The sequence below is a fragment of the Bacillus sp. SG20033 genome (assembly GCF_044570195.1).
GTDB classification, from domain to species: Bacteria; Bacillota; Bacilli; order Bacillales; family Bacillaceae; genus Bacillus; species Bacillus subtilis.
Genome location: NZ_CP172606.1, coordinates 2,706,467 through 2,729,671, shown reverse-complemented (window position 1 = coordinate 2,729,671; position 23,205 = coordinate 2,706,467). Strand labels below are relative to the sequence as shown.

General features: G+C 43.4%; 27 protein-coding genes and 1 pseudogene. 22 read left to right on the top strand and 6 right to left on the bottom strand.

Annotated features, from left to right (window positions below):
• Positions 1-114: 114 nt before the first annotated feature.
• Positions 115-524 (top strand): annotated as a pseudogene (gene nucB, locus ACFVP7_RS14435) (sporulation-specific Dnase NucB).
• Between the two features lie 32 nt (positions 525-556).
• Here the strand turns inward: nucB and ACFVP7_RS14430 are convergent.
• Positions 557-1,279, bottom strand: a complete 723-nt coding sequence (locus tag ACFVP7_RS14430) for a DUF308 domain-containing protein (RefSeq protein WP_396582353.1) — start codon at positions 1,277-1,279, stop codon at positions 557-559.
• Between the two features lie 253 nt (positions 1,280-1,532).
• Between ACFVP7_RS14430 and gnd the strand changes: the two genes are divergently transcribed.
• Entirely contained in the window at positions 1,533-2,426 is an 894-nt protein-coding gene (gene gnd / locus ACFVP7_RS14425) for a phosphogluconate dehydrogenase (NAD(+)-dependent, decarboxylating) (protein WP_396582351.1), read from the top strand.
• Between the two features lie 18 nt (positions 2,427-2,444).
• Here gnd and ACFVP7_RS14420 read toward each other — a convergent pair whose 3' ends face one another.
• Positions 2,445-3,071: a TVP38/TMEM64 family protein gene (locus ACFVP7_RS14420; protein ID WP_181217199.1), complete on the bottom strand. Its 627-nt coding sequence runs from the start codon at positions 3,069-3,071 to the stop codon at positions 2,445-2,447.
• A gap of 186 nt (positions 3,072-3,257) precedes the next feature.
• Between ACFVP7_RS14420 and cwlH the strand changes: the two genes are divergently transcribed.
• The gene (cwlH, locus tag ACFVP7_RS14415) at positions 3,258-4,010 is read left to right on the top strand and encodes an N-acetylmuramoyl-L-alanine amidase CwlH (protein ID WP_375059917.1); all 753 of its coding nucleotides are present in this window, start codon (positions 3,258-3,260) and stop codon (positions 4,008-4,010) included.
• Positions 4,011-4,261: 251 nt separating this feature from the next.
• Positions 4,262-4,993, top strand: a complete 732-nt coding sequence (locus ACFVP7_RS14410; protein ID WP_003229964.1) for an SGNH/GDSL hydrolase family protein — start codon at positions 4,262-4,264, stop codon at positions 4,991-4,993.
• 305 nt (positions 4,994-5,298) lie between these two features.
• On the opposite strand, the gene ACFVP7_RS14405 is transcribed toward ACFVP7_RS14410, so the two are convergent.
• Positions 5,299-5,439 carry a sporulation histidine kinase inhibitor Sda gene (locus ACFVP7_RS14405; RefSeq protein WP_003226124.1) on the bottom strand — a complete coding sequence of 47 codons (141 nt, stop codon included), beginning with the start codon at positions 5,437-5,439 and terminating at the stop codon, positions 5,299-5,301.
• Positions 5,440-5,800: 361 nt separating this feature from the next.
• Between ACFVP7_RS14405 and ACFVP7_RS14400 the strand changes: the two genes are divergently transcribed.
• Genes ACFVP7_RS14400 through ACFVP7_RS14365 form a run of 8 tightly spaced genes read left to right on the top strand, consistent with a single transcriptional unit; the run spans position 5,801 to position 10,812 of the window.
• Positions 5,801-6,319 carry a YqeG family HAD IIIA-type phosphatase gene (locus ACFVP7_RS14400; RefSeq protein WP_003226126.1) on the top strand — a complete coding sequence of 173 codons (519 nt, stop codon included), beginning with the start codon at positions 5,801-5,803 and terminating at the stop codon, positions 6,317-6,319.
• A 3-nt stretch (positions 6,320-6,322) separates the two neighbouring features.
• Positions 6,323-7,423 carry a ribosome biogenesis GTPase YqeH gene (gene yqeH / locus ACFVP7_RS14395; protein WP_003229966.1) on the top strand — a complete coding sequence of 367 codons (1,101 nt, stop codon included), beginning with the start codon at positions 6,323-6,325 and terminating at the stop codon, positions 7,421-7,423.
• 17 nt (positions 7,424-7,440) lie between these two features.
• The gene (gene aroE / locus ACFVP7_RS14390) at positions 7,441-8,283 is read left to right on the top strand and encodes a shikimate dehydrogenase (protein ID WP_041850031.1); all 843 of its coding nucleotides are present in this window, start codon (positions 7,441-7,443) and stop codon (positions 8,281-8,283) included.
• A complete protein-coding gene (gene yhbY / locus ACFVP7_RS14385; RefSeq protein ID WP_003226133.1) occupies positions 8,277-8,567 on the top strand; it encodes a ribosome assembly RNA-binding protein YhbY in 291 nt (96 codons plus the stop codon). Before aroE ends, yhbY begins: the two co-directional genes overlap by 7 nt.
• 11 nt (positions 8,568-8,578) lie before the next feature.
• Positions 8,579-9,148, top strand: coding sequence for a nicotinate-nucleotide adenylyltransferase (locus ACFVP7_RS14380; protein WP_004398676.1), 570 nt, complete (start codon positions 8,579-8,581; stop codon positions 9,146-9,148).
• Positions 9,138-9,698 carry a bis(5'-nucleosyl)-tetraphosphatase (symmetrical) YqeK gene (yqeK, locus tag ACFVP7_RS14375; protein WP_017696284.1) on the top strand — a complete coding sequence of 187 codons (561 nt, stop codon included), beginning with the start codon at positions 9,138-9,140 and terminating at the stop codon, positions 9,696-9,698. Before ACFVP7_RS14380 ends, yqeK begins: the two co-directional genes overlap by 11 nt.
• A 17-nt stretch (positions 9,699-9,715) precedes the next feature.
• On the top strand, positions 9,716-10,072 hold the full coding sequence (gene rsfS, locus ACFVP7_RS14370) for a ribosome silencing factor (protein WP_014480315.1): 357 nt from the start codon (positions 9,716-9,718) through the stop codon (positions 10,070-10,072).
• Entirely contained in the window at positions 10,069-10,812 is a 744-nt protein-coding gene (locus ACFVP7_RS14365; RefSeq protein ID WP_396582348.1) for a class I SAM-dependent DNA methyltransferase, read from the top strand. Before rsfS ends, ACFVP7_RS14365 begins: the two co-directional genes overlap by 4 nt.
• 65 nt (positions 10,813-10,877) lie before the next feature.
• On the opposite strand, the gene comER is transcribed toward ACFVP7_RS14365, so the two are convergent.
• A complete protein-coding gene (gene comER / locus ACFVP7_RS14360) occupies positions 10,878-11,699 on the bottom strand; it encodes a late competence protein ComER (protein ID WP_004398597.1) in 822 nt (273 codons plus the stop codon).
• An 83-nt stretch (positions 11,700-11,782) separates the two neighbouring features.
• Between comER and comEA the strand changes: the two genes are divergently transcribed.
• The 3 genes from comEA to ACFVP7_RS14345 all read left to right on the top strand — a co-directional run bounded on the left by comEA (position 11,783) and on the right by ACFVP7_RS14345 (position 15,370).
• Positions 11,783-12,400, top strand: coding sequence for a competence protein ComEA (gene comEA, locus ACFVP7_RS14355; RefSeq protein ID WP_004398514.1), 618 nt, complete (start codon positions 11,783-11,785; stop codon positions 12,398-12,400).
• 66 nt (positions 12,401-12,466) lie between these two features.
• Complete coding sequence (locus ACFVP7_RS14350) at positions 12,467-13,036, top strand: ComE operon protein 2 (RefSeq protein ID WP_003229978.1); 570 nt, start codon at positions 12,467-12,469, stop codon at positions 13,034-13,036.
• 3 nt (positions 13,037-13,039) lie between these two features.
• Positions 13,040-15,370, top strand: coding sequence for a DNA internalization-related competence protein ComEC/Rec2 (locus ACFVP7_RS14345; protein WP_396582345.1), 2,331 nt, complete (start codon positions 13,040-13,042; stop codon positions 15,368-15,370).
• Positions 15,371-15,409: 39 nt separating this feature from the next.
• Here ACFVP7_RS14345 and ACFVP7_RS14340 read toward each other — a convergent pair whose 3' ends face one another.
• Positions 15,410-15,544, bottom strand: a complete 135-nt coding sequence (locus tag ACFVP7_RS14340; RefSeq protein ID WP_003229983.1) for a YqzM family protein — start codon at positions 15,542-15,544, stop codon at positions 15,410-15,412.
• 40 nt (positions 15,545-15,584) lie between these two features.
• On the opposite strand from ACFVP7_RS14340, the gene ACFVP7_RS14335 reads away from it, so the two are divergent.
• Both ACFVP7_RS14335 and holA read left to right on the top strand, forming a co-directional pair.
• The gene (locus ACFVP7_RS14335; protein WP_003229985.1) at positions 15,585-15,734 is read left to right on the top strand and encodes a hypothetical protein; all 150 of its coding nucleotides are present in this window, start codon (positions 15,585-15,587) and stop codon (positions 15,732-15,734) included.
• Between the two features lie 39 nt (positions 15,735-15,773).
• A complete protein-coding gene (gene holA, locus ACFVP7_RS14330) occupies positions 15,774-16,817 on the top strand; it encodes a DNA polymerase III subunit delta (protein WP_029317888.1) in 1,044 nt (347 codons plus the stop codon).
• 14 nt (positions 16,818-16,831) lie between these two features.
• Here holA and rpsT read toward each other — a convergent pair whose 3' ends face one another.
• Positions 16,832-17,098, bottom strand: a complete 267-nt coding sequence (rpsT, locus tag ACFVP7_RS14325) for a 30S ribosomal protein S20 (protein WP_003229989.1) — start codon at positions 17,096-17,098, stop codon at positions 16,832-16,834.
• Between the two features lie 203 nt (positions 17,099-17,301).
• Here rpsT and gpr point away from each other — a divergent pair, with 203 nt between their 5' ends.
• The 5 genes from gpr (at position 17,302) to hemW (ending at position 23,195) form a co-directional block, all read left to right on the top strand.
• Positions 17,302-18,408, top strand: a complete 1,107-nt coding sequence (gpr, locus tag ACFVP7_RS14320; RefSeq protein ID WP_014480309.1) for a GPR endopeptidase — start codon at positions 17,302-17,304, stop codon at positions 18,406-18,408.
• 62 nt (positions 18,409-18,470) lie between these two features.
• Entirely contained in the window at positions 18,471-19,676 is a 1,206-nt protein-coding gene (gene spoIIP, locus ACFVP7_RS14315; RefSeq protein WP_014477383.1) for a spore autolysin SpoIIP, read from the top strand.
• A gap of 16 nt (positions 19,677-19,692) precedes the next feature.
• Positions 19,693-20,031 (top strand): YqxA family protein, encoded by a 339-nt coding sequence (locus ACFVP7_RS14310; RefSeq protein WP_014477382.1) that lies wholly within the window; start codon positions 19,693-19,695, stop codon positions 20,029-20,031.
• Between the two features lie 133 nt (positions 20,032-20,164).
• On the top strand, positions 20,165-22,003 hold the full coding sequence (gene lepA, locus ACFVP7_RS14305) for a translation elongation factor 4 (protein ID WP_003229999.1): 1,839 nt from the start codon (positions 20,165-20,167) through the stop codon (positions 22,001-22,003).
• A gap of 52 nt (positions 22,004-22,055) precedes the next feature.
• Complete coding sequence (hemW, locus tag ACFVP7_RS14300) at positions 22,056-23,195, top strand: radical SAM family heme chaperone HemW (protein WP_029317890.1); 1,140 nt, start codon at positions 22,056-22,058, stop codon at positions 23,193-23,195.
• Positions 23,196-23,205 lie beyond the last annotated feature (10 nt).

The window sequence follows — 23,205 nt, the reverse complement described above, 5'->3', positions numbered from 1 at the left end:
AATTTCTCGCGGGGGAGTCCGGCTTTTGTAAGCAGCATACTAACTTCAAATGTTAAAAATAATCTTTATCAAGCGCCCATACATTGAAATGAACAAAGGTATGGGGGGATGGGAATGAAAAAATGGATGGCAGGCCTGTTTCTTGCTGCAGCAGTTCTTCTTTGTTTAATGGTTCCGCAGCAGATCCAAGGCGCATCTTCGTATGACAAAGTGTTATATTTTCCGCTGTCTCGTTATCCGGAAACCGGCAGTCATATTAGGGATGCGATTGCAGAGGGACATCCAGATATTTGTACCATTGACAGAGATGGAGCAGACAAAAGGCGGGAGGAATTTTAAAGGGAATCCCGACCAAGCCGGGCTATGACCGGGATGAGTGGCCGATGGCGGTCTGCGAGGAAGGCGGCGCAGGGGCTGATGTCCGATATGTGACGCCTTCTGATAATCGCGGCGCCGGCTCGTGGGTAGGGAATCAAATGAGCAGCTATCCTGACGGCACCAGAGTGCTGTTTATTGTGCAGTAATAAAGAAGAGGCTCTTTCTTGAGCCTCTGTTGTTACAATCCTTCGCCGAGCTGAATTTTCGGGGGATAGGTTTCTGCTTTTCGCCAATATTGGCGTGTGCCTTCGTCCCGTACAACGATGCCCAGCTGTGCCAGTTCGAGACGGAATTCTTCAATATCGTCTTTTTCTTCGTCCTGCAGCGCTTTGTGACGAGCTTTTAATAAGGCATGGGCGCCTTGCGATAGGTCTGGTGCATCAGGAATCCATCGGCGAAATTGATCTTTAAACGGATCACCATCTGCTGCCCATTCGTAATGGTGCTGTCTAAAGGCCTTCTCAACGTTTACTGGTTTTTCATCAATTTCTTCCCGTACCAATTCATATCCGGCTGTTCCCAGGAGGACAAGCCGTTTGTGATCCATAAATACAAGAGCGATGTCATCGGAATGAATTGTTTGTACTTTTTTTCCTTTGATGAATTCCACTGTGTGATCTGTAATTTTGACAGACAGCAGCATTGCAATAACAGAATAAGCGAACCAAATCCCCGCACACATACCGAGAAGAGCAGTGATAAATGAAGCTGTAGATCCCTGAAAAGAGGTAATGAGCCGAAGCGGTCCTTCAAGAGGGATCCAGGGGAGGGATAATGCCCATTTCGCAATCTGCGGAATAAAATACCCGATTGCAAAACCGATGATTGCAAGTGCAGCGTATAAAAAGAATACAGCGGTTTTCGTAACTCCAATAAGAGTATGAGATTGATTCTGCAACATGTCACCTTCTTTTTACTGAAAAAAATCGAATTCCTTCCCATATTTTAACTTAAACTGATGGTAAATCAAGGATAAAGTGATAATTATGGATATAAAGAGGTTCAGTAATAGAACTGGCAGGAGCAGTCGGCCCATGAAAAATAAAATTTACATGCGCAGACGATGTAAGCCCCATTTGTTTTCTGCGTATCACAATACAGTCCAAAGGGAACATAAAGAGTAAAGGCTTTTTAGACAATCAGGAGGAACAGATATGAAAATCGGATTAATCGGCTTAGGGAAAATGGGCATAAACATAGGAAAGCAATTCATTGACCGCAATCATCAAGCGGTTGGATATGATGTAAATCAAGCGGCTGTTGATGAACTGAAAGCATACGGGGCTGAGGGGACAACGAATCTTAAAGAGTTCATTTCTTTATTAGACCCGCCGCGTATCCTATGGGTTATGGTACCGCATGGCATTGTCGATGCTGTTTTGCGTGATGTATCACCTTTATTAAGTAAAGGCGATATGATTATCGAAGCTGGAAACTCTCATTATAAAGAATCAATTCGCCGCTACAATCAAATGAAAGAAGCGGGTATCCATTATCTCGATGCCGGAACGTCGGGCGGAATGGAAGGCGCACGGCATGGAGCCTGTTTTATGGTGGGGGGCGATCATGAAGCATGGGAGATTGTGGAACCGCTTTTTCGTGATACTTCCGTCGAAAATGGTTATCTATACGCTGGTGAAGCGGGAAGCGGACATTTTTTAAAAATGATCCATAATGGAATTGAGTATGGAATGATGGCCGCGATTGGTGAAGGATTCGAAGTGCTTGAAAACAGCCAATTTGATTTTGACTACGAGAAGGTTGCCAGAGTGTGGAATCATGGTTCTGTCATTCGTTCTTGGCTTATGGGACTGACTGAGCGAGCTTTCGCTAAGGATGCGAAACTGGATCAGATCAAGGGCATTATGCATTCCTCAGGTGAAGGAAAATGGACGGTGGAAACCGCGCTTGATCTGCAGACGGCAACGCCGGTCATCGCCATGTCACTAATGATGAGATACCGTTCTTTAACAGACGATACGTTTACAGGAAAGGTGGTTGCTGCGCTTCGAAATGAATTTGGAGGCCATGCGACAGAAAAAAAGTAAGGGGGCCAACAAGCCTCCTTATTTTTTTGGCACCTTCAGAAGATGAGGGAACTTTTTATAAATGACCAGCATGATGATCAGAATATATGTACCGTAAATGCTGATAGACAATAATTTATTGCTGGTGAAATTGGCACCTGCAATAGTGACAACAACAATATTGGGGATTTTCCCTATTAAAGACGCAAAGAAAAAAACATGCCAGCGAACCTGGCTCAGCCCGCAGATCACATTCATTATAAGGGAAGGTATGACTGGTATCAGCCTTCCTAATAAAACAGCGGTAAAAGCGTTTTTGTTGAAGGAAGCCTCGTAGCTTTGTATGGCAGGGTAGGCCTGAACTTTTTTTCTGGCCCAATCTCTAAAACTGTACCTGGCGAGAAAAAACAGCAATATAGTACCAAGCATTGAGCCGGTCAGTGTAATCCAAATTCCATTTGCAGTCCCGAACACTGCGCCATTTAAAGCAGCAACCAAAGCAAACGGCACTATTGGGAAAAAAACATCGGCAGCAATCAGCAGCATACTAAATAAAACGGAAAACATCCCTCCTTCTTTGATTGCATCAAGCCAAGCTTCTTTCTGAAAAAAACCAACTGAAATGATAGCAATAATCACAAGTATACCTATTACTTTTTTTAACATGTCTATGGTCACTCCCAACTTAGGTGATGTCAGGAGTCAAAACCTCCGTCATCTAAATTAGTATAACTGGTGCCATTTCAGCGGTTCAACTGAAAACCAGGTTGAGAACACAATTCTTTTTAACCTTATAAAAAAGGCTGTCCATCTCTCTGTTTTCTGCATTCTTATTAATAGGGAGGGATAGAAATGGTAACCATAAAAAAGGATTTTATACCGGTATCAAATGATAATCGTCCTGGCTATGCGATGACGCCTGCTTATATTACGGTGCATAATACAGCGAATACAGCAAAAGGCGCTGATGCGAAAATGCACGCCAATTTTGTGAAAAACCCGAGCACATCCGAAAGCTGGCATTTTACAGTTGACGATTCAGTCATTTATCAGCATCTCCCGATAGATGAAAACGGCTGGCATGCGGGAGACGGTACAAACGGGACAGGAAACCGCAAATCGATCGGGATTGAAATCTGTGAAAATGCTGACGGCGATTTTGAAATAGCAACATCAAATGCCCAGTGGCTGATCAGAAAGCTGATGAAGGAAAACAATATTCCGTTACATCGTGTTGTTCCCCACAAAAAATGGTCCGGGAAAGAATGTCCGCGGAAACTCTTGGACCACTGGAACTCTTTTCTAAACGGAATTTCTTCCTCGGATACACCTCCAAAAGAATCTTCACCATCATATCCTCTGCCGTCTGGGGTTATAAAGCTCACTTCGCCTTATCGAAAGGGCACAAACATTCTCCAGCTGCAAAAGGCTTTAGCTGCACTTCACTTTTACCCTGATAAGGGAGCCAAAAACAATGGCATAGATGGAGTTTACGGACCGAAAACAGCGAATGCCGTCAAGCGTTTTCAGCTCATGAACGGATTAACTGCAGACGGGATTTATGGGCCAAAAACAAAGGCCAAGCTTAAATCGAAGTTAAAGTAAATGCAGGATTTAACGGATAACCTGTTTCCGGTGCGGATTCAGGTTATTTTCTTTTCTTTGGTTTGTGTGTTTTTCAGATTGGAAAGAAGGGAATTTTAAAAAATCATCAGCTGCGCCGCAATGAAAGCAGAATGATATTCACTGAGGGGGACACGTTAACTATAGGAAAAAACAGTGATAGCGAAAAACTCTTCATTGAACGAAGAGAAACAGAGGTATAACATTAAGGTGAGGCTTTTGGGGGTGTAAAGATGAAACATTTTATCATCCTTTTCCTTCTGCTGTTCGTTACAGCAGGATGCGAGGGAAGGGGATACGAAGACGTTGTAGCATTTGGTGACAGCAATACGCGTGGCTCTAATTGGGATTATCGCGATTATCCAAAAGCACAGCAGTGGGTCAATATATTAAAAACAGCTGAGCGCGGTAACCTTGATATACTCAATGCGGGAATCGGCGGACAGACGACGGAGGATGCCCGTCTCCGATTTCAGACAGATGTGCTGGATCAAAAACCGAAGTATTTGTTTATTATGTTCGGCACCAATGACGCTGCCATACTGACTGAGGGGAAACCGAGAGTGTCGAAGCAGCGTTTTAGAGAAAATCTGGTTTATTTTATTGAAGAAAGCAGAAAACACGGAATCAAGCCTATCTTAATGACATGTATCCCAATTATAGAAGGTAATGGGAAGCATCATCTGTTTTACTATTCCAGATATCAAGCAGCTGCTTTTGAACCAAAAGGCGGAGCAAGGAAATGGCACAACTCATATAACGATATTACAAGAGATGTGTCGAAGCGCCTGGATGTCCCTCTTGTAGATAACTGGAAGCATTTTATAGAAGCAGACGGCGGAAAAGCAACTGATGAAGCGCTTATCCAATCTGGTTTAATAGATCCTTCTGGAAATCATATGACACCTAAAGGGGCAAGGATCGTATATGAAGGAATACAAGATGGGCAGATCCTGCAGCGTTGAGCCGGACAACCGCCTAGTCCGATTTATTTCTCCTACATAGGCTGTTATAAAACCTTATTAAGGAGGCGCTTCACATGTATGGCGCAGGCAGAGCATATGGATACGCTTTTATTGTTGTTTTAGTTGTTGTTCTCCTGGTTGTGGGCGGGATATACTGGTTAGCATAATAACCGGCCCTTTAAAACACCTCTTTTTAGGGGTGTTTTTTGCTGAAAATAGTAGTAAAGCGCGCAGCCAAAGTGATATAATATCAGTCATCTGAGTAAAAAAAGGAAATACGCCCGGAAAAAATAGACAAATTCCTATTAAGAAGATACGGAAATAATATGTCCGAGCGATCTTCTTTTTATTTCGTTTTCAATTAACTCGATAAAGTCACGGTTTAAATTCATTTCGGTGGCTTTGAAATAAGATTCTATTAGTAATTCATCAGACAGTTTTCTCATGCTAGGAACCCAATTAATGGGAGAGGCACCTCCTTAAAAGTTGGAATCATTCATGATTTTAACGCATACAATGATAAGTTGCGTTCATCTGAGGTTGAAGTTATCTTTAATCTACCATGAAATGCATATAAGAACAATCGTTCTGTTATCCACACCAAAAAGTGGATAACTTGTGAGTATCGTGTTTATAATTTGTCTAAAGAGTGATGTAATAAGAGTGGATAGTGTGTGTAAATTTATCCACACCTGGTGAAGAAACCCAATTTTTGTCGAAATTTTTTTGCTCAGTTTTTCTTTAGGCGCAAGTTCGATTTTTTTCGACAATCATTTTGAAAGATAGAAAAAGGGAAGGGTGCGGGTTTTGTTAAAAAAGTTTTTTTTACCTGACGAGTTTGTAAAAAATATTTTTCATATTACACCTGAGAAATTAAAGGAACGAAATGTAAAAGGGATTATTACTGACCTGGATAATACGCTTGTTGAATGGGACAGACCGAATGCGACGCCGCGATTGATCGAGTGGTTTGAAGAAATGAAGGAACACGGCATTAAAGTGACAATTGTCTCTAATAATAACGAAAGAAGAGTGAAACTTTTCTCAGAACCGCTTGGAATCCCATTCATCTATAAAGCAAGAAAACCGATGGGTAAAGCCTTTAATAGAGCGGTGCGCAATATGGAGCTGAAAAAAGAGGACTGCGTTGTCATTGGAGACCAGCTGCTGACCGATGTACTCGGGGGAAACCGAAACGGCTACCATACCATTTTGGTCGTGCCAGTCGCTTCCTCTGACGGATTCATTACGCGCTTTAACCGCCAGGTCGAACGCAGAATACTGAGTGCTCTCAAACGAAAAGGGCACATTCAGTGGGAGGAGTAAGAAATGGAAAAGGTTGTTTGTATCGGGTGCGGAGTTACGATCCAAACCGAGGACAAAACAGGTTTGGGGTACGCGCCGCCTGCATCGCTTACGAAAGAAAATGTGATTTGCCAGCGTTGCTTCAGACTGAAAAACTATAATGAAATACAAGATGTCTCCTTAACTGATGATGATTTTTTGAACATTCTTCACGGTATTGGAGAAACGGACTCTCTTGTCGTAAAAATTGTTGATATTTTTGATTTTAACGGCAGCTGGATTAATGGGCTGCAGCGCTTGGTGGGGGGAAACCCTATCTTATTAGTTGGCAATAAAGCGGATATTTTGCCTAAGTCACTGAAAAGAGAGCGTCTGATCCAATGGATGAAGCGTGAAGCGAAAGAGCTTGGCTTAAAACCGGTTGACGTATTTTTGGTCAGTGCGGGACGCGGCCAGGGAATAAGAGAAGTAATTGACGCGATTGAGCATTACCGCAACGGAAAAGACGTCTATGTTGTCGGATGTACAAATGTAGGAAAGTCAACCTTTATTAACCGGATTATTAAAGAAGTGTCAGGTGAAGAAGATATTATTACAACATCCCAATTTCCTGGCACAACCCTTGATGCGATTGAAATCCCGCTGGATGACGGTTCATCGCTTTATGATACACCGGGAATTATCAACAACCATCAAATGGCGCATTATGTCAATAAAAAGGATCTGAAAATATTATCTCCTAAAAAGGAGCTGAAGCCTCGCACATTCCAGCTTAATGATCAGCAAACACTGTATTTTGGCGGACTTGCAAGGTTTGATTATGTGTCTGGGGAAAGATCTCCTTTTATTTGCTATATGCCGAATGAGCTGATGATTCATAGAACAAAACTTGAAAATGCAGACGCGCTTTATGAAAAGCATGCAGGGGAATTGCTCACACCTCCGGGTAAAGATGAAATGGATGAGTTTCCTGAATTGGTCGCCCATACGTTTACGATAAAAGACAAAAAGACAGATATCGTTTTCTCTGGGTTAGGCTGGGTTACTGTCCATGACGCCGATAAAAAGGTAACTGCATACGCGCCAAAAGGCGTTCATGTATTTGTTCGGCGTTCATTAATTTAAGAAAAGGGGAGAGGAGTATGAAAAAGCTGTACGGGGTTATCGGAAATCCGATTGGCCATTCTATGTCACCTGATATTCATAACGCATCATTGAAAGACCTCGGGCTTGACGGACATTATCATGCCTTCAAGGTAGAAGAGAATGATCTGGAGGATGCGGTAAAAGGAATAAGAGCTCTAGGCGTACAAGGAATCAATGTGACTGTTCCGCACAAGGTTTCCATTATGGATTATCTGGATCATATTGATGAGAGTGCAAAAGTGATCGGTGCCGTAAACACGGTCAGAAGAGAGGGAGATAAGCTTGTCGGATACAATACCGATGGGGAAGGATTCGTGAAGTCATTAATGAAGGTATTAGACAAGCCCATCTCTGAACTGTCATTCTTAATGATCGGCGCTGGCGGAGCGGCGAGAGCCATTTTTACAACAATTGTCCGAAATACCCCGAAAAAATTTGACATTTGCAACCGGACGTTAGAAAAAGCAAAGCGGCTTACAGAAGCTACTCCCTCGTTTCACAATAAAGAAGTATTAAGCATAAAAGAAGCAGAAGAACGTCTTGAGCAGTATGATGTTATCATCCATACAACGTCTGTGGGCATGTATCCGAACGTGGACGATGTGCCGCTTTCATTACAGCGTGCCGCGAGCAGTGCCGTCGTATGTGATATCGTGTATAATCCAATACAGACGGCCCTTTTAAAAGAAGCAAGCCAAAAAGGCTTGAAAACACTCGATGGTGTGGGCATGTTTGTTGAACAGGCAGCATTGTCTTTCCAATTGTGGACTGGACAAGAGCCTGATATTGAAAAAATGAGATCTATTGTAATAGGAAAATTAGGAGGAACAGAATGTTAACAGGTAAACAAAAACGTTTTTTGCGTTCAAAAGCGCATCATTTAACGCCGATTTTTCAAGTAGGTAAAGGCGGAGTAAACGACAACATGATTAAACAAATTGCTGAGGCGCTTGAAGCGAGAGAGCTGATTAAAGTCAGCGTGCTTCAGAATTGCGAAGAGGATAAAAACGATGTAGCGGAAGCTCTTGTAAAAGGAAGCCGCTCTCAATTGGTGCAGACAATCGGCAATACGATTGTGTTATATAAGGAATCAAAGGAAAATAAACAAATCGAGCTTCCTTAAAGGTGGTTGAAATGAAGAAAATCGGAATTTTCGGAGGCACGTTTGACCCTCCGCATAATGGTCACCTCTTAATGGCGAATGAGGTGCTGTACCAGGCGGGGCTTGATGAAATTTGGTTTATGCCTAATCAAATTCCGCCGCATAAACAGAACGAAGACTATACCGACAGCTTTCATCGCGTGGAAATGCTAAAGCTTGCAATTCAATCTAATCCGTCCTTTAAGCTGGAGCTTGTTGAAATGGAAAGAGAAGGGCCATCATATACCTTTGATACCGTTTCTTTACTGAAGCAGCGTTATCCAAATGATCAGCTGTTCTTTATTATCGGCGCTGATATGATTGAATATTTGCCGAAATGGTATAAGCTGGACGAGCTGCTGAACCTCATTCAATTTATTGGAGTAAAGCGCCCCGGTTTTCATGTTGAAACCCCTTATCCGCTTCTCTTTGCAGACGTTCCGGAATTTGAGGTATCATCAACTATGATAAGGGAACGGTTTAAAAGCAAGAAGCCCACTGACTACTTAATCCCTGATAAAGTGAAGAAGTATGTAGAGGAGAATGGTTTATATGAATCGTGAGGAGGCACTTGCATGCGTGAAGCAGCAATTGACCGAACACCGATATATCCATACGGTTGGCGTGATGAACACGGCGATCGAACTTGCGGAGCGTTTTGGAGCCGATTCTAAAAAAGCGGAAACAGCGGCAATCTTTCATGATTACGCCAAATTCCGCCCGAAAGAAGAAATGAAACAAATTATTGCGCGTGAAAAAATGCCTGCGCATTTATTGGATCATAATCCGGAGCTCTGGCACGCTCCGGTCGGCGCTTATTTGGTCCAAAGAGAGGCAGGGATTCAAGATGAAGACATTCTTGACGCCATTAGGTATCATACCTCAGGCCGCCCCGGCATGACACTTTTAGAAAAAGTCATTTACGTTGCCGATTACATTGAGCCAAACCGGGCATTTCCCGGTGTCGATGAGGTGCGTAAGCTTGCTGAGACAGATTTGAATCAAGCGCTGATTCAGTCCATTAAAAATACAATGGTTTTTCTTATGAAAAAAAATCAACCGGTTTTTCCAGACACATTTTTAACGTATAACTGGCTTGTGTCTGGCAGCTGAACAGGAGGAATTTGTGAATGAATCAAAAGTCCATTTTAAAGATCGCAGCTGCGGCTTGCGATGATAAACGGGCAGAGGATATTTTAGCACTGGATATGGAAGGTATTTCTCTGGTTGCTGATTATTTTCTGATCTGCCACGGAAATTCAGATAAACAGGTACAGGCTATTGCCCGTGAAATCAAGGATCAAGCTGATGAAAACGGCATTCAAGTCAAAAAGATGGAAGGCTTTGATGAAGCAAGATGGGTTCTCGTTGATCTAGGCGATGTAATTGTCCATGTCTTCCACAAGGATGAAAGAAGCTACTACAACCTTGAAAAGCTGTGGGGAGACGCTCCGCTCGCAGATCTTGATCTTGGAATGAATCAATGATTTATCAAGGCTTTGCAAGCGTGTATGACGAGTTAATGTCACACGCGCCTTACGATCAATGGACAAATTGGATTGAAGCATCTCTCCCGGAAAAAGGCCGTATTCTCGATCTGGCATGCGGCACGGGGGAAATCTCCATCCGGCTTGCCGAAAAAGGCTTCGAGGTTACAGGCATCGATCTCAGCGAAGAGATGCTTTCTTTCGCCCAGCAAAAGGTATCGAGTAGCCAGCCTATTTTATTTCTTCAGCAGGATATGAGAGAGATTACCGGCTTTGACGGTCAGTTTGACGCTGTTGTGATATGCTGTGACTCATTAAATTATTTAAAAACAAAAAATGATGTGATCGAAACCTTTAAAAGTGTATTTCGGGTATTAAAGCCTGAAGGCATTTTGTTGTTTGATGTTCATTCATCTTATAAAATTGCGGAAGTCTTTCCGGATAGCACATTTGCTGACCAGGACGAAGATATCAGCTATATTTGGCAGAGCTTTGCCGGAAGTGGCGAGCTTTCTGTCATTCATGATATGTCGTTTTTTGTGTGGAACGGAGAAGCGTATGATCGTTTTGATGAGACACACGAGCAAAGAACGTTCCCGGTGGAAGAGTACGAAGAAATGCTTAAGAGCTGCGGCTTTCAGCTCCATCGCGTGACAGCTGATTTTACGGATACCGAGCCATCAGCACAATCAGAACGCCTATTTTTCAAGGCGCAGAAATCAAAAACCATCGTTTCCTAAAACGATGGTTTTTAAAAATGCTTTTTTATGCCTTTGCAGTACAGACGAACGTATGACATACTCGTCTACACATGAAACTGCTTTTTCACTGCGGAAATATCCTCCTCGTACTTCATATGAGTATTTTGAAATACTCGGTGAAACATATCCTGCACACCGCTTTCCAGCGCTTTAATGCCTTCTCCTGTTACACCGCCTTTAACGCAAACCTTTTCCTGTAATGCAGGCAGGGTATACAATTCGGTTTCTAACAGTTTTCCCATTCCGACAAGCATTTCCTTACACATCAAAATCGCGTCCTGTTTAGACACTGATGTTTCCGAAACAGCTGCATCTATAAACCGCTGAATCAGATAGCTCATAAAAGCGGGGCCGCAGCTTACGATGTCTGATGCAACCCTTGTGATGTCACTTTCAATTTGCAACGGATGAGAGATATGCTGCATCAGCTCATTGATTTTCGCTTTTGCAGATTCGCCGCAGCTTGTGCCGAACGTGACAAGAGAAACACCTGCCAGCGCTCTGTTCGTAATACTTGGGATCACTCGCGCCACTTGACACGGCACATATTGTTCGAGCTGTTCGGTTTGAACGGGGCTTGTAATTGAAATGAGAATATGATCTTTTCTTAAATAAGGTAACGCTCTTGCCAGTAAAGGATATATATCAAGCGGCTTAACACAAATAAAAATCATCTCGTTCTCAGAAACGAGCTTTTCGAGACTTTCGGTAACGTTTATGCTGTTGTAGCGGTTTTTTATGTGCAACGCTTTTTCAATTGTGCGGTTTGTGATTGTCATGTTTGAGGGATCGGCTGCTTTTGATTCAATAAATGATTCGATAAGGATCGTACCCATATTTCCTGTGCCGATAAAGCCTATCTTCAATGGTTTCCCCTCCTTTGAGCTATTATCCTCTAAACCATATGTGTTATGAAAATAAAATATGACGAAAGCGGGGAACATGCACGATGAATTGGTTGAATCAGCATAAGAAAGCAATTATTTTAGCGGCTTCTGCGGCTGTTTTCACAGCGATTATGATCTTTCTGGCCACAGGGAAAAATAAAGAGCCGGTGAAGCAAGCTGTACCAACAGAGACAGAAAATACAGTGGTAAAGCAGGAAGCAAACAACGACGAGTCAAACGAAACAATTGTGATAGACATCAAAGGTGCTGTTCAGCATCCTGGCGTTTATGAAATGCGAACAGGGGACAGAGTATCTCAGGCAATTGAGAAAGCGGGCGGGACCAGTGAACAAGCAGACGAAGCGCAAGTAAATTTGGCGGAGATTCTGCAGGACGGGACAGTAGTGTACATCCCGAAAAAGGGAGAGGAAACAGCAGTGCAGCAAGGTGGCGGAGGGTCTGTCCAAAGCGATGGAGGGAAGGGAGCGCTGGTGAATATCAATACAGCAACCTTAGAGGAGTTACAAGGCATCTCAGGGGTGGGGCCATCCAAAGCTGAAGCTATTATTGCATACCGGGAAGAAAACGGGCGTTTCCAAACAATTGAAGATATCACTAAGGTTTCAGGAATAGGTGAAAAGTCATTTGAGAAAATAAAGTCTTCCATTACAGTAAAGTGATTTGACGGTCATGCATTATGATAGGTAAACTAAAGGTCAGGCAACACAACATTTGGAGGGAACAACGTGGAACGAATTTCATGGAATCAATACTTTATGGCTCAAAGCCATTTATTGGCGCTGCGCAGCACATGTCCGAGATTATCTGTCGGCGCTACTATAGTCAGAGACAAACGCATGATAGCAGGAGGCTACAATGGGTCAATCGCGGGCGGCGTACATTGTGCAGATGAAGGATGCTTAATGATAGATGATCATTGCGCAAGAACCATTCACGCTGAAATGAATGCGATTCTTCAATGCTCTAAGTTTGGGGTGCCTACTGATGGAGCCGAGATTTATGTGACGCATTATCCGTGTATTCAATGCTGCAAATCTATTATTCAAGCTGGTATCAAAACGGTTTATTATGCTGAGGATTACAAAACACATCCGTATGCGCAGGAATTATTTGAACAGGCGGGTGTAACTGTTGAACAGGTTGAACTCGATGAAATGATCGTTGATCTGAAAAACAGAGAAAAGCTTTCATTTGTAGCGGGTCTAATAGGGAAATTGGCCGATGCCGGTTTAGCGGAGGAAGAATTGAAAAAGATACATGAACAGGCGAATACACTTTTCACGAGCTACGTGTGATGAATGCGTAATTCGCGTTTGTTATTGCCTATGGCGGCAGCTTCGGCAACGGCTGGAATTACTGCCGCCGCTTATTTCCCCGCTATTTTTCTTTTCATCCTCTTTCTCCTCATCATTTTAATCAAAACGAGGCACGCTTTTCTCATTATTGTTTGTTTCTTCTCTTTTATATTGTTTTTTGTACTGTATGCAGTCACAGATTCTCAGAATGTCTCTTCCTATCGGCAGGGAACTTATCAATTCAAGGCAGTGATTGACACTATTCCCAAAATTGACGGCGACCGTATGTCTATGATGGTTGAGACACCTGATAAGGAAAAATGGGCTGCTGCGTATCGCATTCAGTCTGCTGGTGAAAAAGAACAGCTGTTATACATAGAACCAGGAATGTCATGTGAGTTGACTGGTACATTGGAAGAACCGAATCACGCAACTGTGCCGGGTGCATTTGATTATAACGAGTATCTTTATCGGCAGCATATTCATTGGAACTACTCTATCACGTCTATCCAAAACTGCAACGAACCTGAAAATTTTAAGTACAAGGTGCTCAGCTTGAGAAAACATATCATATCATTCACAAACGGCCTTCTGCCTCCTGATTCGGCAGGGATTGTACAGGCACTTACAGTTGGTGACAGATTTTATGTGGAGGATGAAGTGCTTACCGCGTATCAAAAGCTTGGTGTTGTCCATCTCCTGGCAATATCAGGACTCCACGTGGGGATTTTGACAGCAGGTTTGTTTTATATCATGATTCGCCTTGGTATAACTAGAGAAAAGGCGTCAATTCTGTTGCTGTTATTTCTGCCGCTCTATGTGATGTTGACCGGCGCTGCTCCTTCAGTGCTACGCGCCGCTCTCATGTCGGGTGTTTACTTAGCTGGAAGCCTTGTCAAATGGCGTGTCCACTCTGCAACTGCAATTTGTCTTTCATACATCGTCCTTCTGCTCTTCAATCCTTATCATCTCTTTGAAGCCGGTTTTCAGCTATCGTTCGCCGTCAGTTTTTCTTTAATTCTATCCTCTTCTATTTTTCATCAGGTTAAAACCTCCTTGGGGCAGCTGACAATTGTATCACTCATCGCTCAGCTGGGCTCGCTTCCGATTCTCCTGTATCATTTTCATCAGTTTTCTATCATCAGCGTACCGATGAATATGTTGATGGTACCATTTTATACCTTCTGTATTTTGCCGGGAGCTGTAGCAGGTGTTCTTCTATTAAGTCTTTCCGCTTCGTTTGGGAGATTGTTTTTCAGCTGGTTTGATTTATTGATAAGCTGGACCAATAGGCTAATCACAAACATTGCAGATGTTGATGTGTTCACGATTATGATCGCACATCCTGCACCTGTTTTGCTTTTTTTATTCACGGTTGCGATCATCCTATTGCTTATGGCGATTGAAAAACGCTCCTTGTCGCAGTTGATGGTAACCGGAGGCATTTGCTGCACGGTGCTGTTTCTGCTCTTTATATATCCGTGTCTTAGTTCCGAAGGAGAAGTGGATATGATAGATATTGGACAGGGTGACAGCATGTTTGTAGGTGCTCCGCATCAGCGGGGTCGTGTCTTAATTGATACCGGCGGCACTTTGTCTTACTCGTCAGAGCCTTGGCGCGAAAAACAGCATCCGTTTTCACTGGGGGAAAAGGTGCTGATTCCGTTTTTAACTGCTAAGGGAATCAAACAGCTTGACGCTTTAATTCTGACGCACGCTGACCAAGATCATATCGGAGAGGCGGAGACTCTGCTGAAGCATCATAAAGTAAAGCGCCTCGTGATTCCGAAAGGGTTCGTTTCTGAACCTAAAGATGAGAAAGTGCTGCAGACAGCCAGAGAAGAGGGAGTGACAATTGAAGAGGTGAAGCGAGGCGATGTATTGCAAATAAAGGATTTGCAGTTCCATGTACTGTCACCTGAAACACCTGATCCGGCAAGCAAAAATAATTCCTCTCTCGTTCTGTGGTTGGAGACGGGCGTTCTGAGCTGGATTTTGACGGGTGATCTGGAGAAAGAAGGGGAACAGGAGGTGATGGACGTGTTTCCAAATATTAAAGCAGATGTCTTAAAGGTGGGGCACCATGGGAGCAAAGGCTCTACCGGTGAAGAATTCATCCAACAGCTTCAGCCGAAAACGGCCATTATCTCAGCCGGGAAAAACAATCGGTACCATCATCCTCATCAAAAAGTTCTGCAACTATTACAGAGACATTCTATCCGCGTGCTGCGAACAGATCAAAACGGAACGATCCAATATAGATACAAAAACAGAGTTGGAACCTTTTCTGTCTATCCTCCATATGATACATCAGATATAACAGAGACGAACTAAAAAAGACTGCCGAGAAATCAGCAGCCCGGGCAGTCGCTGTTATGAACCAACTAGGTGAATAACCGTTGCCATGACAAACAAGAAGGCGAAAAATCCGAAGGACACAACAAAACCAACAGCTGAATCTACAGCATCATTTCGTTTGCTTTGAACGTTTTTTTCAAAATCATTCAACTTTATCCCTCCTGACTGACTTAAGTATAATGGAATTGTTTTGAAAAATCTAGAAGCTAAGGTAACGTTTTCTGTTCTGGTGATTATCGCCTTTTTACAAGCTGTCCCGGGGGCTTGCGAACAGGCGTTTAATATAAATGGGGAAGCAGCAGTCAGGCTTCCTCTTTACTATTTTGCAAACTCAATTTAGGATAGAAGGGGATGATGAAAGAGAGGAAGTCGTACAACAATGGTATTTGATGTGTGGAAAAGCCTGAAAAAAGGAGATGTCCATCCAGTTTATTGTTTATACGGAAAAGAGACATATCTGCTGCAAGAAACCGTCAGCAGGATCAGACAGACGGTCGTTGATCAGGAGACAAAGGATTTCAATCTATCCGTTTTTGATCTGGAAGAGGACCCGCTGGATCAAGCGATTGCAGATGCTGAAACGTTTCCGTTTATGGGGGAGCGGCGTCTTGTCATTGTGAAAAATCCATATTTTTTAACAGGTGAAAAGAAAAAAGAAAAAATTGAGCACAACGTCAGTGCGCTTGAATCATATATACAATCACCTGCGCCTTACACAGTTTTTGTCCTGCTTGCTCCGTATGAAAAGCTTGATGAGCGGAAAAAGCTGACGAAAGCGTTAAAGAAGCACGCGTTTATGATGGAGGCGAAGGAATTAAACGCAAAGGAAACGACAGACTTTACTGTCAACCTTGCAAAAACAGAGCAGAAAACAATCGGCACGGAAGCGGCGGAGCATTTGGTTCTGCTTGTGAACGGTCATCTGTCATCGATTTTTCAGGAGATTCAAAAGCTCTGCACGTTTATTGGAGATCGTGAAGAAATTACGCTGGATGATGTGAAAATGCTTGTTGCTAGAAGCCTTGAACAAAATATTTTTGAGCTGATCAATAAAATCGTCAACCGAAAACGAACAGAGAGTCTGCAAATTTTTTATGATTTGCTTAAACAAAATGAAGAACCGATCAAAATTATGGCGCTTATTTCGAACCAGTTCCGGCTGATTCTGCAGACAAAGTACTTCGCGGAACAGGGATACGGACAAAAACAAATCGCTTCTAATCTAAAAGTTCACCCATTTCGGGTAAAGCTGGCGATGGATCAAGCAAGGCTTTTTTCAGAGGAGGAGCTCCGTTCAATTATTGAACAGCTTGCCGTCATGGACTATGAGATGAAAACCGGGAAAAAGGACAAGCAGCTCCTGCTCGAACTGTTCCTTTTACAGCTGTTAAAAAGAAATGAAAAAAACGATCCCCATTATTGAGGATCGTTTTTATATTATGCAGAAAGTCCGTTCACTTTTTTCGCTAGTCTTGATTTGTATCGAGCTGCGGTATTTTTGTGTACAAGACCTGTTTTCACTGCTTTATCAATACGTTTAGCTGCTTCAGTAAGAGCAGTTTTCGCTTTGTCAGCTTCGTTGTTGGCAACAGAAGCTTCAACTTGTTTGATTGCAGTACGCATAGCAGATTTGATTGTCGCGTTATGAACGCGGCGTTCGTTGTTTGTTTTTGTACGTTTAATCGCTGATTTAATGTTTGGCATGTGTTTCACCTCCTAAGATACAACCTGTAGCACAGTGTCTTAAGGTTAAATCTTCTTCACAATAGAACAAATTGTATTCTATCAAACACACCTTTAGATTGCAATATAAATGTAAAGTATTTTTCATTGAAGGTTCTCTTTTTAGCATGATTTATTCAGCAAATGGCAACAATATAGGTACTTAATGTGAAGGAGGCCCCTGTATGAAAAAGAGTGAGCTGGATGTGAATCAGTATTTGATACGGACCGATTTGGCAGTGGAAACGAAGGAAGCAATGGCCAATCAGCAGGCTGTGCCGACAAAAGAAATTAAAGGCTTTATTGAAAAAGAGCGTGATCACGGCGGCATTAAAATCCGCACAGTTGATGTTACAAAGGAAGGCGCGGAGCTTTCGGGAAAAAAAGAAGGGCGCTATTTAACGCTTGAAGCACAGGGAATCAGGGAGAATGATTCGGAAATGCAGGAGAAGGTCTCTGCTGTCTTTGCGGAGGAATTCTCGGCTTTTCTTGAAAACCTTAATATCTCAAAAGATGCGAGCTGTTTGATCGTTGGGCTCGGGAACTGGAACGTGACACCTGATGCGCTTGGACCGATGGCAGTAGAAAATCTGTTGGTAACAAGGCACTTGTTTAAGCTTCAGCCGGAAAACGTACAGGAGGGTTACAGGCCTGTCAGTGCTTTTGCACCGGGTGTAATGGGGATAACAGGAATCGAAACAAGTGACATTATTAAAGGTGTGATTGAGCAATCGAAGCCTGATTTTGTCATCGCCATTGATGCGTTGGCGGCGCGGGCGGTGGAAAGGGTCAACACAACCATTCAAATATCGGATACAGGCATTCACCCGGGGTCTGGAGTGGGGAATAAACGAAAAGATTTAAGCAAAGACACGCTTGGTGTTCCGGTGATTGCTATCGGTGTTCCGACAGTAGTTGATGCCGTGACAATTGCCAGCGACACGGTGGACTACATATTAAAACATTTTGGCAGAGAAATGAAGGATAACAGGCCATCAAGATCGCTTGTTCCGGCAGGCATGACGTTTGGGAAAAAGAAAGTGCTCACTGAAGAAGATCTTCCCGATCAAAAGCAGCGCCAATCGTTCCTAGGTATTGTCGGAACCCTTCAAGAAGATGAAAAACGGCAGCTCATTCACGAGGTGCTTTCGCCTTTAGGGCACAACTTAATGGTTACACCGAAGGAAGTCGATTCATTTATCGACGATATGGCAAATGTTTTAGCGAACGGATTAAACACAGCGCTTCATGAAAAAGTGTCACAAGAAAACAAAGGCTCCTACAATCACTAAACAGTTCTACTTCCTCTAGCTTGTTCATAGAGTAATTACTAGACAAGCGCTGGAGGGATTCAATGAGAAATAAACGCAGAAACAGACAGATTGTTGTTGCGGTAAATGGAGGGAAAGCGGTAAAAGCCATCTTTCTATTTATCGTAAGCCTTATCGTGATTTTTGTTCTATCCGGTGTGCTGACGTCTCTCCGGCCGGAACTTAGGCCGTCGTCTGACTCTTTTTATGGGATTGCTGAAGAATTGCCGGGTGACGTATTTGCACATTTGCTGCGGATGGAAAACCATTATTTCGCTTCTGACCTCTCTCAAACAGACAGCTCATTTCATCTTTCTCGTCTTTCTTTAAAGCTGGCGACGAGCATTAACCTCGAAGATCCGCGGAGCTTTCTCGGTCGGGAGCTGCCGGGGTTTGCACAATTTGATACCGAGATTTTGTTAGCTGGACAAGGGACGGATTATACGAATATGCCTGCGGAATCGCCGCCGCCGTCTAAGGTGATGGAGGAAGAAAGGGAAGCGAATTTGGCAGAGATTGAAAAACAGCAAACGCAATCAGATAATGCGCAAAAAGATCCGCCGAAACAAACAACAGGTGATAAAAAGGTCGTGTTTATCTATCACACGCACAATACGGAATCATATCTCCCTCTATTAAAAGGCGAGACCGATCCTGACATGGCGCGCCATTCTAAAGCCAATGTCACGCTTGTAGGAGATATGTTCGGACAAGCGCTTGAATCCCAGGGAATCGGAGCCACAGTGAATAAAACCGATATACAGTCAAAATTGAATAAAAAAGGCTTAAACTATGCCAGGTCCTATGATGAATCAAGGCCGGTCGTGAAAGACGCCCTCGCTTCAAACAAAAATCTGCAATATATCATTGACATCCACAGAGACTCTCGGCGCAAAAAAGACACAACCGCAACGATTAAAGGGAAAAGCTATGCCAGGGTAGCCTTTGTCGTCGGGAAAAAAAGCAAAAACTTCGAAGAAAACTATAAAATTGCGAGTGAGCTTCATAAACTGATGGAGAAAAAATACCCCGGACTTAGCACAGGTGTCTTTTCCAAAGGCTCGCCAGGCGATAATGGTGTTTACAATCAGGATTTAACCGATAGAGCGCTTTTGCTCGAGTTTGGCGGAGTGGATAATAATCTCGAAGAGCTGCAGCGTGCGGCTAACGCGGCCGCGGACGTATTCAGCGAAATGTACTGGGATGCTGAAAAGGTCAACGCAGCGAGCGGGGAGACGAAAAAACAATAAGAAATAGGTGGTTGATTTGATTGCATACTTTGGAAAGTGCTTACTGCTTGTCACGATCATGTTTTTAGGCGTTCTGTTCGGCATGCAGCAGGCAAACAACGGGATGCTGAGTATGAAAGGCTATCATGACCCTTCACTGAAGGGGGCGTTTACGCTCACCGACGGAAAAGATAATGAAAAAGAAGCCTCAATCCTAGGAGAAACAGTCACGGCAAAAGATTTAGAAGAAAAACAAAAAGAGCTGGAAAAGGTGGAGACATTCAATATGTTTTCAAAAGCCGGAAAAGCGCTTTCGGACACCGTAACCAATACTGCCCAGTCAATGTATGAATGGATACGGGATATGAATCAATAAGTACGTGAAAGAGAAAAGCAACCCAGATATGATAGGGAACTTTTCTCTTTCTTGTTTTACATTGAATCTTTACAATCCTATTGATATAATCTAAGCTAGTGTATTTTGCGTTTAATAGTAGGAGTGATAGATTGTGACAGATAAAGAAAAGCGTTTAGAGAGGCAATCGAGAATACGGAATTTCTCTATCATTGCCCATATTGACCACGGAAAATCGACCTTAGCGGATCGTATTTTAGAAAAAACGTCGGCAATCACTCAACGAGAAATGAAAGAACAATTGCTCGATTCTATGGATCTTGAACGTGAGCGGGGCATAACCATTAAATTAAACTCTGTTCAGCTTAAATATAAAGCAAAAGACGGAGAAGAATATATCTTTCATCTAATCGATACGCCGGGACACGTCGACTTCACGTATGAAGTATCCCGAAGCCTTGCTGCCTGCGAGGGAGCGATTCTTGTCGTGGATGCAGCCCAGGGGATTGAAGCGCAGACGCTCGCCAATGTCTACTTAGCGCTTGACAACGATCTTGAAATCCTTCCGGTCATCAATAAAATCGACCTTCCGAGCGCCGAGCCCGAACGTGTGCGCCAAGAGGTAGAAGACGTTATCGGCCTTGACGCATCAGAAGCCGTGCTTGCTTCAGCAAAAGCCGGTATCGGGATTGAGGAGATTTTAGAACAAATCGTAGAAAAGGTGCCAGCTCCGACCGGAGATCCGGAGGCGCCGCTCAAAGCGCTGATCTTCGACTCGCTTTATGACGCCTACCGCGGTGTCGTGGCTTATATCAGAGTCGTTGAAGGAACGGTAAAGCCGGGACAAAAAATCAAAATGATGGCAACCGGCAAAGAATTCGAAGTAACAGAGGTGGGCGTGTTCACGCCGAAAGCAACTCCGACAAATGAACTGACGGTCGGTGATGTAGGCTTCCTGACTGCCTCAATCAAAAATGTTGGTGACACACGTGTCGGTGATACAATAACGAGCGCTGCCAATCCTGCAGAAGAAGCGCTGCCGGGATACCGCAAGCTAAACCCGATGGTGTACTGTGGTTTGTATCCAATTGATACAGCGAAGTATAATGATTTAAGGGAAGCTCTTGAAAAGCTTGAGCTGAATGATTCCTCCCTTCAATATGAAGCGGAAACTTCGCAAGCGCTTGGATTCGGGTTCCGCTGCGGATTTTTAGGCATGCTTCACATGGAGATCATTCAGGAGCGAATTGAGCGTGAGTTCAACATCGACCTGATTACGACAGCGCCAAGCGTTATCTATGACGTGTATATGACAGACGGCGAAAAGGTCGTTGTCGACAACCCGTCCAACATGCCGGATCCTCAAAAGATCGAAAGGGTTGAGGAGCCATACGTAAAAGCGACGATGATGGTGCCGAATGACTATGTCGGCGCTGTAATGGAGCTTTGCCAAGGAAAACGCGGCAATTTCATTGACATGCAGTATTTAGACGCAAACCGTGTCAGCATCATTTATGATATGCCATTAGCGGAAATCGTATATGAGTTTTTTGATCAGCTGAAATCAAGCACTAAAGGCTATGCGTCCTTTGATTATGAACTGATCGGCTACAAACCGTCCAAGCTTGTGAAAATGGACATTATGCTGAATGGTGAAAAAATCGATGCCCTTTCCTTTATCGTGCATCGTGATTACGCATATGAACGCGGAAAAGTGATCGTTGAAAAACTGAAAGAACTCATTCCGCGCCAGCAGTTTGAAGTTCCGGTACAAGCCGCAATCGGCCAGAAAATCGTGGCCCGCTCCACCATAAAAGCAATGCGTAAAAACGTATTGGCTAAATGTTACGGAGGGGACATCTCGCGTAAACGGAAACTTCTTGAAAAACAAAAAGAAGGAAAACGCCGTATGAAGCAGGTCGGCTCAGTTGAAGTGCCGCAAGAAGCATTTATGGCAGTTCTGAAAATGGACGACAGTCCGAAAAAACAATAGAAGCCGCCGCAGTCTTGTACTGCGGCTTCTTTCTGTAAAGAAGGTGAATCCGTTGAAATCAGCTTATATCCATATCCCATTTTGTGAGCATATTTGCCACTACTGCGATTTCAATAAATATTTTATTCAAAGTCAGCCAGTCGACGAGTATTTAAACGCACTCGAACAGGAAATGATAAATACAATAGCAAAAACCGGGCAGCCTGATCTCAAAACAATCTTTATCGGAGGAGGCACGCCGACCTCCCTGTCTGAGGAACAGCTTAAAAAGCTGATGGACATGATCAACCGCGTGCTGAAGCCCTCAAGCGAATTATCGGAATTTGCGGTTGAAGCGAATCCGGACGACTTGTCCGCAGAGAAATTAAAAATATTAAAAGAAGCAGGCGTAAATCGCCTCAGCTTTGGTGTGCAAACGTTCGAAGACGATCTGTTAGAAAAAATCGGCCGAGTGCACAAGCAAAAAGATGTATTCACCTCTTTTGAAAGAGCGCGGGAAATCGGTTTTGAGAATATTAGTCTTGATCTCATGTTCGGGCTTCCGGGGCAAACCCTCAAGCATCTGGAACATTCCATAAACACTGCTTTATCACTGGATGCCGAGCATTATTCCGTTTACTCCCTTATTGTAGAACCGAAAACGGTATTTTATAATTTGATGCAAAAAGGGCGGCTTCATCTTCCGCCGCAGGAGCAGGAAGCTGAAATGTATGAAATGGTGATGAGCCAGATGGAAGCTCACGGCATTCATCAATATGAAATCAGCAACTTTGCTAAGGCAGGCATGGAATCTAAGCACAATCTAACATATTGGAGCAACGAACAATATTTCGGTTTCGGAGCCGGCGCTCACGGATATATCGGCGGCACACGAACAGTGAACGTCGGACCTGTTAAGCATTACATTGACCTGATAGCTGAAAAGGGTTTTCCGTACAGAGATACACATGAAGTGACAACAGAAGAACAGATTGAGGAAGAAATGTTTTTAGGTTTGAGAAAAACAGCCGGTGTCAGCAAAAAACGATTCGCAGAAAAATACGGCCGTTCCTTGGATGGACTTTTCCCAAGCGTATTAAAAGACCTCGCTGAAAAAGGGCTGATTCACAATTCGGAGTCTGCCGTTTATTTGACTCATCAAGGGAAATTATTAGGCAATGAAGTTTTTGGCGCTTTTTTGGGTGAGTTATAATTGACATTTT

Bases quoted from the DNA above. Each gene is read 5' to 3' on its own strand.
- ACFVP7_RS14430 (WP_396582353.1), bottom strand. From the start codon at position 1,279: ATGTTGCAGAATCAATCTCATACTCTTATTGGAGTTACGAAAACCGCT.
- gnd (WP_396582351.1), top strand. From the start codon at position 1,533: ATGAAAATCGGATTAATCGGCTTAGGGAAAATGGGCATAAACATAGGA.
- ACFVP7_RS14420 (WP_181217199.1), bottom strand. From the start codon at position 3,071: ATGTTAAAAAAAGTAATAGGTATACTTGTGATTATTGCTATCATTTCA.
- cwlH (WP_375059917.1), top strand. From the start codon at position 3,258: ATGGTAACCATAAAAAAGGATTTTATACCGGTATCAAATGATAATCGT.
- ACFVP7_RS14410 (WP_003229964.1), top strand. From the start codon at position 4,262: ATGAAACATTTTATCATCCTTTTCCTTCTGCTGTTCGTTACAGCAGGA.
- ACFVP7_RS14405 (WP_003226124.1), bottom strand. From the start codon at position 5,439: ATGAGAAAACTGTCTGATGAATTACTAATAGAATCTTATTTCAAAGCC.
- yqeH (WP_003229966.1), top strand. From the start codon at position 6,323: ATGGAAAAGGTTGTTTGTATCGGGTGCGGAGTTACGATCCAAACCGAG.
- aroE (WP_041850031.1), top strand. From the start codon at position 7,441: ATGAAAAAGCTGTACGGGGTTATCGGAAATCCGATTGGCCATTCTATG.
- yhbY (WP_003226133.1), top strand. From the start codon at position 8,277: ATGTTAACAGGTAAACAAAAACGTTTTTTGCGTTCAAAAGCGCATCAT.
- ACFVP7_RS14380 (WP_004398676.1), top strand. From the start codon at position 8,579: ATGAAGAAAATCGGAATTTTCGGAGGCACGTTTGACCCTCCGCATAAT.
- yqeK (WP_017696284.1), top strand. From the start codon at position 9,138: ATGAATCGTGAGGAGGCACTTGCATGCGTGAAGCAGCAATTGACCGAA.
- rsfS (WP_014480315.1), top strand. From the start codon at position 9,716: ATGAATCAAAAGTCCATTTTAAAGATCGCAGCTGCGGCTTGCGATGAT.
- ACFVP7_RS14365 (WP_396582348.1), top strand. From the start codon at position 10,069: ATGATTTATCAAGGCTTTGCAAGCGTGTATGACGAGTTAATGTCACAC.
- comEA (WP_004398514.1), top strand. From the start codon at position 11,783: ATGAATTGGTTGAATCAGCATAAGAAAGCAATTATTTTAGCGGCTTCT.
- ACFVP7_RS14345 (WP_396582345.1), top strand. From the start codon at position 13,040: ATGCGTAATTCGCGTTTGTTATTGCCTATGGCGGCAGCTTCGGCAACG.
- holA (WP_029317888.1), top strand. From the start codon at position 15,774: ATGGTATTTGATGTGTGGAAAAGCCTGAAAAAAGGAGATGTCCATCCA.
- rpsT (WP_003229989.1), bottom strand. From the start codon at position 17,098: ATGCCAAACATTAAATCAGCGATTAAACGTACAAAAACAAACAACGAA.
- gpr (WP_014480309.1), top strand. From the start codon at position 17,302: ATGAAAAAGAGTGAGCTGGATGTGAATCAGTATTTGATACGGACCGAT.
- spoIIP (WP_014477383.1), top strand. From the start codon at position 18,471: ATGAGAAATAAACGCAGAAACAGACAGATTGTTGTTGCGGTAAATGGA.